The organism is Herbaspirillum sp. CAH-3, assembly GCF_009668275.1.
Taxonomy (GTDB): domain Bacteria; phylum Pseudomonadota; class Gammaproteobacteria; order Burkholderiales; family Burkholderiaceae_D; genus Herbaspirillum; species Herbaspirillum aquaticum.
On record NZ_VSWE01000026.1, the window covers coordinates 47,524 to 55,520 of the forward strand.

At 62.6% G+C, this 7,997-nt stretch carries 8 protein-coding genes; 4 read left to right on the forward strand and 4 right to left on the reverse strand.

What is annotated here, in order from left to right; genetic code table 11:
* The first annotated feature begins 41 nt into the window (after positions 1-41).
* Genes FYB76_RS24980 through FYB76_RS24990 form a run of 3 tightly spaced genes read left to right on the forward strand, consistent with a single transcriptional unit; the run spans position 42 to position 2,671 of the window.
* Complete coding sequence (locus FYB76_RS24980; RefSeq protein WP_154135414.1) at positions 42-1,178, forward strand: heme A synthase; 1,137 nt, start codon at positions 42-44, stop codon at positions 1,176-1,178.
* Positions 1,175-2,068, forward strand: coding sequence for a heme o synthase (gene cyoE, locus FYB76_RS24985; protein ID WP_154135415.1), 894 nt, complete (start codon positions 1,175-1,177; stop codon positions 2,066-2,068). Before FYB76_RS24980 ends, cyoE begins: the two co-directional genes overlap by 4 nt.
* A 12-nt stretch (positions 2,069-2,080) precedes the next feature.
* Complete coding sequence (locus FYB76_RS24990) at positions 2,081-2,671, forward strand: SCO family protein (RefSeq protein ID WP_034332698.1); 591 nt, start codon at positions 2,081-2,083, stop codon at positions 2,669-2,671.
* A 95-nt stretch (positions 2,672-2,766) separates the two neighbouring features.
* On the opposite strand, the gene rpoH is transcribed toward FYB76_RS24990, so the two are convergent.
* A complete protein-coding gene (rpoH, locus tag FYB76_RS24995; protein WP_154135416.1) occupies positions 2,767-3,666 on the reverse strand; it encodes an RNA polymerase sigma factor RpoH in 900 nt (299 codons plus the stop codon).
* Positions 3,667-4,295: 629 nt separating this feature from the next.
* On the opposite strand from rpoH, the gene FYB76_RS25000 reads away from it, so the two are divergent.
* Complete coding sequence (locus FYB76_RS25000) at positions 4,296-5,237, forward strand: hypothetical protein (RefSeq protein ID WP_229297090.1); 942 nt, start codon at positions 4,296-4,298, stop codon at positions 5,235-5,237.
* A 25-nt stretch (positions 5,238-5,262) separates the two neighbouring features.
* Here FYB76_RS25000 and ftsX read toward each other — a convergent pair whose 3' ends face one another.
* From ftsX to ftsY, 3 genes are all read right to left on the reverse strand, one after another.
* Positions 5,263-6,186, reverse strand: coding sequence for a permease-like cell division protein FtsX (ftsX, locus tag FYB76_RS25005; protein WP_154135417.1), 924 nt, complete (start codon positions 6,184-6,186; stop codon positions 5,263-5,265).
* Positions 6,183-6,875, reverse strand: coding sequence for a cell division ATP-binding protein FtsE (locus FYB76_RS25010; protein ID WP_039783818.1), 693 nt, complete (start codon positions 6,873-6,875; stop codon positions 6,183-6,185). The genes ftsX and FYB76_RS25010 overlap by 4 nt, the downstream gene beginning before the upstream one ends.
* A gap of 4 nt (positions 6,876-6,879) precedes the next feature.
* On the reverse strand, positions 6,880-7,997 hold a 1,118-nt coding region (gene ftsY / locus FYB76_RS25015; protein WP_229297091.1), incomplete at its 5' end, for a signal recognition particle-docking protein FtsY.

The following is a 7,997-nucleotide window of genomic DNA, read 5'->3' on the forward strand; positions in this document are numbered from 1 at the left end:
AGGTGGATCACAGTCGCGCAGTGACGCACGTTTGACTCAAGATGAATGCAACGACGCTGATACAACTGGGCCTGACCGGGCTCGTGGTGGCCCTGATTCCATTGGCGCTGGTATGGCGCGCACAGGGCGTGGCCAACAAATACCGCAAGCTGGTGTGGGTGACGCTGTTCTTTACCTTCGACCTGATCATGTTCGGGGCCTTCACGCGCCTGACCGATTCGGGCCTGGGCTGTCCGGACTGGCCGGGCTGCTACAGCCATGCCAATCCGCTGCTGGCGCATGAGCACATCAATGCCGCGCAGGAGGCCATGCCCTTCGGCCCCGTGACCTGGGCCAAGGCCTGGATCGAAATGATCCACCGCTATTTCGCCATGGCCGTGGGTTTCCTCATCATCGTGCTGATGGTGGCCGCCTGGCGGCGCTGGATCAAGTCGGGCAAGACCGAACTGCAGTTCCGGCCGTGGTTCCCGACGGCGCTGCTGGGCTTCGTCTGCCTGCAGGGCGCCTTCGGTGCCTGGACCGTGACCATGAAGCTGCAGCCCATCATCGTCACCATCCACCTGCTGCTGGGGCTGACGCTCTTGGCCATGCTGGCCTGGCTGGGCGCGCGGCAGGAGCAGCATGTGCCGGTCTCGCCCACGGGCCGCGCGCTGGTCGTGCCGGCCACCATCGGCGCGGCATTGCTGGGCTTGCAGATCGCGCTGGGCGGCTGGGTCAGCACCAATTACGCGGCGCTGGCCTGTTCCGACTTCCCGCTGTGCAATGGCAAGCTGGTGCCGGAGATGGACTTCGAACATGGCTTCACGCTCTGGCGCCATCTCGGCATGACCTCCTCAGGCGATTACCTGCCGGTGGAAGCGCTGACCGCGATCCACTGGGTGCATCGCAGTTTTGCCTTTGTCGTCATCTTGTATGTTGTATGGCTGGCACACCGCGCGCTGCGTGATGAGGGCTTGCGCAAGACCGCCCGCTGGATGCTGACGGTGCTGGGTTTGCAGCTCTGTACTGGTCTTGCGACCATCTATCTGAACTGGCCGCTGGCCATTGCGGTGATCCACAACGGCGGTGCGGCGCTGCTGGTCATCCTGATGGTCATGTTAAACTACAAGGTCCGTTACGCACCCTCCGGCCTGGCCGCCGCTGCTCCACCAGCATCCGCCCGGCCCGTCACGCCATGACCACATTGACCGCCCAACCCAACCGCATCGCCCAGTACTGGGCACTGACCAAGCCGCGCGTGACGCAGCTGGCGGTGTTCTGTGCCGTGATCGGCATGTTCCTCTCCACGCCTGACCTGCCGGACTGGCGCAAGGTCGTCTTCGGCACGCTGGGCATCTGGCTCCTGGCCGGTGCCGCCTTCGCCATCAACTGCCTGGTCGAGCGCGAGATCGATTCGCGCATGGCCCGCACCGCCCGTCGCCCGATGGCGCGCGGCGAAATCACGGTGGGCCAGACGCTGGTATTCTCGGGCGTGCTCGGTGGCCTGGGCATGTGGGTGCTGTACAACCTGGTCAATCCGCTGACCATGTGGCTGACCTTCGCCACCTTTGTCGGCTACGCCATCATCTACACCATCATCCTGAAACCGGCGACTTCGCAGAACATCGTCATCGGCGGCCTGGCCGGTGCCATGCCGCCCGCGCTGGGCTGGGCGGCCATGGCCAATGACGTGCCGATGCAGGCCTGGGTGCTGGTGATGATCATCTTCATCTGGACCCCGCCGCACTTCTGGGCGCTGGCCATGTACCGTCGCGACGACTACGCCAAGTCCGGCCTGCCGATGCTGCCCATCACGCACGGCTTGGAAGTGACCAAGCTGCACATCCTGATGTACACCATCGCACTGCTGGCGGTGAGCATGCTGCCCTTCGCCATCGGCATGAGCGGGCTGATCTACCTGGGCACGGCCATCGTACTGGGGGCGATCTTCTTCTGGTATTCGTGGCAGATCTATCGCCACTACACCGACCTGATCGCGCGCAAGGCCTTTGCCTATTCGATCGTCTACCTGTCCATCCTGTTTGCGGTGCTGCTGGTGGACCACTACTTCCTGTTCCGCAGTTTCTGATTCCCTGAACACATGAAACGATTCCTTTCGGCGCTGCTGCTGGCTGGCTGCGCGACGCTGCTGGCGGCCTGCGGGCCCTCCAAGCCTGAACTCAAGTTCAACAATACCGATGTCACCGGGCTGGATTACGCCAAGGACTTCGCACTGACCGACCACACCGGCAAGCCGCGCACCCTGGCCGATTTCAAGGGCAAGGTAGTGGTGATGTTCTTCGGCTATACCCAATGCCCGGACGTGTGCCCGACCACCATGGTCGAGATGTCCAACGTCATGAAGGAACTGGGTCCGGATGCCGACCGCGTGCAGGTGCTCTTCGTCACCGTCGATCCTGAGCGCGACACCCAGGAAGTGCTGGCGCAATACGTACCGGCCTTCGACAAGCGTTTCCTGGGCTTGCGCGGCGACCTGCAGCAGACCGAGAAGGTGGCCAAGGAATTCAAGGTGTTCTACCAGAAGGTGCCGGGCAAGCAGCCGGGCAGCTACACGATGGATCACACCGCAGGCAGCTATGTATTCGACCCGCAGGGACACATCCGACTCTTCGTCAAGCACGGCCAGGGGCCGCAGACGCTGGCGCATGACATCAAGTTGCTGCTGTCGTGATGGCTTGAAACGATATAAATCGTTTGGATAAAAAGAAAGGCGCCCGAGGGCGCCTTTTTCATTGCTGCTGACCGCAATCAAATGCCGATCAGCGATCAGGAATAAGCCTGCAGCGAGCTCTTCATCTTCTTCAGCGCGACCGCTTCGATCTGGCGGATACGTTCAGCCGACACGCCGAACTCGTCAGCCAGCTCATGCAGGGTCGCACCCGAGCCATCGTCATTGGCCAGCCAGCGGGCTTCGACGATGCGGCGCGAGCGGTCATCCAGCTTGGACAGGGCAGCTTCCAGGCCTTCGGACTGCAGACGGTCGTATTGCTTGGCTTCGATCACGCGGGTCGGTTCCGAATTGTCGGAGGACAGGTAGGCGATGGGCGCGAACTTGTCATCTTCATCATCGGTGGGCGACTCCAGGGCGATATCGCGACCGGACAGACGGGTTTCCATCTCGATCACTTCTTCGCGCTTGACGTCCAGGGTCTTGGCCAGGGCCTCGACCTGGGCCGGCGTCATCGCGTCCAGGCCTTCCTTGTGGCTACGCAGGTTGAAGAACAGCTTGCGTTGGGCCTTGGTGGTCGCGACCTTCACGAGACGCCAGTTTTTCAGGATGTACTCGTGGATCTCGGCCTTGATCCAGTGCATGGCATAAGACACCAGACGCACGTTCTGGCCCGGGTCGAAGCGCTTGACGGCCTTCATCAGGCCGATGTTGCCTTCCTGGATCAGGTCGGCATGCGGCAGGCCATAGCCGAGATAGCCACGGGCAATCGACACCACCAGGCGCAGGTGCGACAACACCATCTTCTGGGCGGCACCCAGGTCGTTCTTTTCACGCAGGTCGCGGGCCAGCTTGACCTCTTCTTCGTGGGTCAGCATGGGCAGGCGGTTCACTGCCGAGATATACGCGTCGATATTGCCCAGGCTGCCGGAAAAACCCAGCGCGAGTGCATTGGACTCGGCAGGCATGAGTGCAGTTTGTGCAGACGCAGTTTTCATGGATTCTCCTTGGTTCCTTTGCGGAAACAGTATGAAACGGTAGGAAGCAAATGCTTCGGATGCCAGGGGCAATGTTTCCAACTTCCCTGGCGCGGCCTTGGGGCCGCTGCTGTTTGATGCAGTACTCCGGAAAACTGGAGCAATTCGATAAGGTATTCTAGCACTCGTCACCCAGGAGTGCTAATAGCATGATAGTGAGGGGGTAATAGCGTCAACCTATTGCTGTTCGCCCAATCATTGCATCCCTTTCCCTTCATATTAGTCGCCTTTGGGCGACAAAAGTTGCGACCAGGGTCAAAAGGGGACCAGAAACTTGTAACACTTTTTTGCAGCGCACCGGGGGCAGGAGAAAGCGCGCCAGCAGATTGGCCAGGACCGCTCAGGAGAGGGATCCGCAGTGCTGCAACTCGTCAATCGACGAGCTTGGTCTGATAAGAAGACGGGATGAAGGGCAATTTATTGTTGCGGGCAAACAGGCTCGATAAAATTTCCCGCCAGAAAGTCCAAAGCCCGCAGTGAGCGGGCTTTGTCCTCAATTTACAGGGGCACGACCAGTTACCCGGAAAACCCCTGTCTCTATGCATTCGAGTATAGCACCCGAACTTCCTCACTTTCAACAGGCTCACGGCATGCTGAAACACCTCACTGCACCCCGGTTGTCCACGTTGCAGCGCTTCTTCCTCACCACGTCGCAGACGGACACGCTCGGGTGTTATGCCTGGAATCAGGCGGTCGCGGCAGGGATGCTGCCGTTGCTTGCCGATGTCGAGGTGTCGCTGCGCAATGCATTGCACGGAGCACTATCACGCTACTACGGTGCGGTGGACTCCTTCGGCTGGATGATGCCCAGAGCCAACCCGGCACATGCCATCAATCCGGCTGCGCCCATGTTGCTGCCACCGATTCACAAATTGAGTTCCAGGTCCCGTGATGACGTCGTCTGCGCGATGGACAAAGTCAGTGGCAGGAAGCCCGCTGCTCATGTTGTCACCCCTGATGATGTGGTCGCGGCGTTGCCGTTGGGATTCTGGGAGGTGCTCATCGGCGCGCTCGCACACCACGCGCAGCCGAGGGGGTTGCAGGCTCATATTCTGGCGGCAGTCTTTCCTCATGCGCCGGACACAGCGCTTTTCCCTTATGACAGTCCCGCCTTCAGGAAACGTGTCGTCGCTCTGCTCAAAAGACTGCGCGATGTGCGCAACCGTATCGGACACCACGACGCCATCTGGACGATTCCGGAATTCGACCGATTCGGCACCCTTGGGCTCATCCCGCGCCGTCCGCGTCACACCGTCAACAGCCTGCGCCGCCTTGTGGATACTTTGGTCTGGTTTGCGGGGTGGATTGATCCGGCAATCTCCGTGCATCTGCGCAACAGCGACCACTGTTGGTCATTGCAGGCCTTGCTGGACCGGCATGCGCTGGCCACCTACCGGCGTTGGGGCGGCCGTGCCGGCACATTGCATCTGGTGCTGGACAGGGCGGCGACCCAGAATCATCGCATGGAGATGCGCAACCGGATGCTGGCCCCGCCCAGCGCCGCGCGTAGTATCGCGCGCTATTTCTACTGATGAAGCCAGCAAGCAGGCTTGCGGCTCAAGCCTTCCTGGCCAGCTGCCTGCGTACGGACAGCATCGCCCCGAACAAGCCCAACAAGCCGCTGATGGCCAGCAGCAGGCCGATGGCCATGGGGCTGGGCAAAGCCAGCTGGAATTCCGAGGCATACAGGTGGGCAAAGTCCAGGATGGCTTCATTGAGCGGCTGCTGCGCCGCCACCACCAGCCCCAGCGCCACCGCGCCCGCACACAGGCCCAGCAGCGCGCCGGTGTAGTAGAACGGACGATAGATGAAGGAATTGGTCGCCCCGAACAGGCGCGAAACCTCGATCTCGTCGCGCTGCGTCATCACCTGCAGGCGAATCGTGTTGAAAACGACCGCCACTACCACCGCCCCCAGCGTGATCCCCAGGAACAGCAGCACCAGCCGCAGGATGCGCAGCAGCGCCGCCAGGCGCTTGACCCACTCGGAATCGATCTGCACCGTATCCACGCCCGGCTGTTTCTTGAGCTGCTGGGCGATGTCGTCCACCCGGCTGGCATTCATGGCGTTCTCGAAGCCGGGCAGGCGCACCACATAGCTGTCCGGCAGCGGATTGCTGCCCAGCGTGGCCAGCACATCGGCCAGGCCGGTCTTGCTCTTCATCGCATCGAAAGCCTTCTCGCGCGGGATGAACTCGACCTTGCCGTTGGTATTGCTCTCCTTTAACACCTGGCTGATGGTCTTGCCCACCGCTTGCGCGGCCTCGCGGCTGGCATCGGGCTTCATGAAGATGCTGATCTCCGGCTCCACCGACATCTGCTCCGAGATCGGGCGCACGTTTTCCAGCGCCGAGAGGCCGGCAAAGGGCAGGGCCAGGGCAATCGAGACCACCAGCACGTTCAACAGGAAATTGCCCGGCGAGCGCAGCAGGTGGCGCAGGGCGTCCGCGATGGCGGCGAAATGCTGTCGGAGCCAGTTCATGGCGACACCTCCACGGGATTGGCCACGCCGTTGTGCCAGCCATCGACGATGCGGCCACGGTCCAGGTAGATGATGCGGTCGGCACCGGTGAGGAAACTCTCGTCGTGGGTCGAGATCAGGCAGGTCACGCCCACGCCGTGGAAGGATTTCAGGGCCGCCAGCACCTTGTTGGCATTGGCCCGGTCCAGATTGGCCGTCGGTTCGTCGGCCAGGATGATCTGCGGACGGTTGACGATGGCGCGCGCAATGGCCACGCGCTGCTGTTCGCCCCCGGACAGTTCCAGCGGCTCGCACATGGCCTTCTCCAGCAGGTCGACCTTGTCCAGCGCGGCGCGGGCGCGCTTTTCCGCATCCGGGCGAGAAGAGCCGGTCACGATCAGCGGCAGCATCACGTTGGCCAGCAGGTTGCGGTCCAAGAGCAGCTTTTGCTGCTGGAAGATCAGCCCCAGGTTGCGCCGCAGGTAGGGCAGGCCCGAGGGTTTCAAGCCCGCGATGTCGGTGCCGCTGACGGTGAGCTTGCCCGAGGTGGGCCGCTCGATGGCCGCGATCATCTTCAGCAGCGTGGACTTGCCGGCACCGGAAGGGCCGGCCAGGAAGATCAATTCGCCCTTCTTCACCGACAACGTGATGTCGCGCAGGGCATAGACCTCGCGCGCGTATTGCTTGGAAACCCGGGTAAATTCAATCATCGGTTCAACTCAGGAGGGCGTCGACGAATTCTGTAGCGTTGAAGGGTTGCAGGTCTTCGATCTTCTCGCCCACGCCGATGAAATACAGCGGCACCGGGCGGGTCTTGGCGATGGCGGCCAGGATGCCGCCCTTGGCCGTGCCATCCAGCTTGGTCACCACCAGGCCGGTCAGCCCCAGCGCATCATCGAAGGCCTTGACCTGGGCCAGCGCATTCTGGCCGGTGTTGCCGTCGATGACCAGCAGCACTTCGTGCGGCGCCGAGTTCATCGCCTTGGCAATGACCCGCTTGATCTTCTTGAGTTCATCCATGAGGTGCAATTGCGTCGGCAGGCGCCCGGCGGTATCGACCATCACCACATGGGTGCCGCGCGCCTGTGCCGAGTGCACCGAGTCGTAGGCCACGGCGGCCGGATCGCCGGATTCCTGGGCGATCACCTGGACGTTGTTGCGCTCGCCCCAGACCGCCAGCTGCTCGCGGGCGGCAGCACGGAAGGTGTCGCCGGCGGCCAGCAGTACCGACTGGCCGTGCGCCTGCAGGTGCAAGGCCAGCTTGCCGATGGTGGTGGTCTTGCCGGCACCGTTGACGCCGGCAATCATCATCACCAGCGGCTTGTCGCGGCCCAGCACCAGCGGACGCTGCAGCGGCTGCAGCAGGTCGATCAGCAGCGTGCGCAGGGCAGTACGCACCTGGGCGGCTTCGGTCAGGCGCTCGTTCTTGACCTTTTTCTTCAGCTCGGCCAGCAGCCACTGGGTGGCTTCCACGCCGGCGTCCGATACCAGCAGGGCCGATTCCAGTTCCTCGTACAAATCTTCATCGATGCGCGCACCGACGAAGAGCGTGGTCAGGTTGCTGGAGGTCTTGGACAGCCCGGCCTTCAGGCGCGAGAGCCAGGAACGCTTGACCTCGGGCGCCGGTTCCGGCGCGGCGACGATCTCGATTTCTTCGGCGGCCTCCCGCACGGCGGCCACCGGCTCAGGGATGGCGGCAGGGACGGGCGGCGATTGGGGCGCTGGCGTCGGGGCCGCGACCGGCGCCGGGACTGCGGGCGCTACCGGGGCAGGCACGGCAGCAGGCGGCTGAACGACAGGCGCAGCAGCGGGTGCGGCGGATTCGGCAGGGG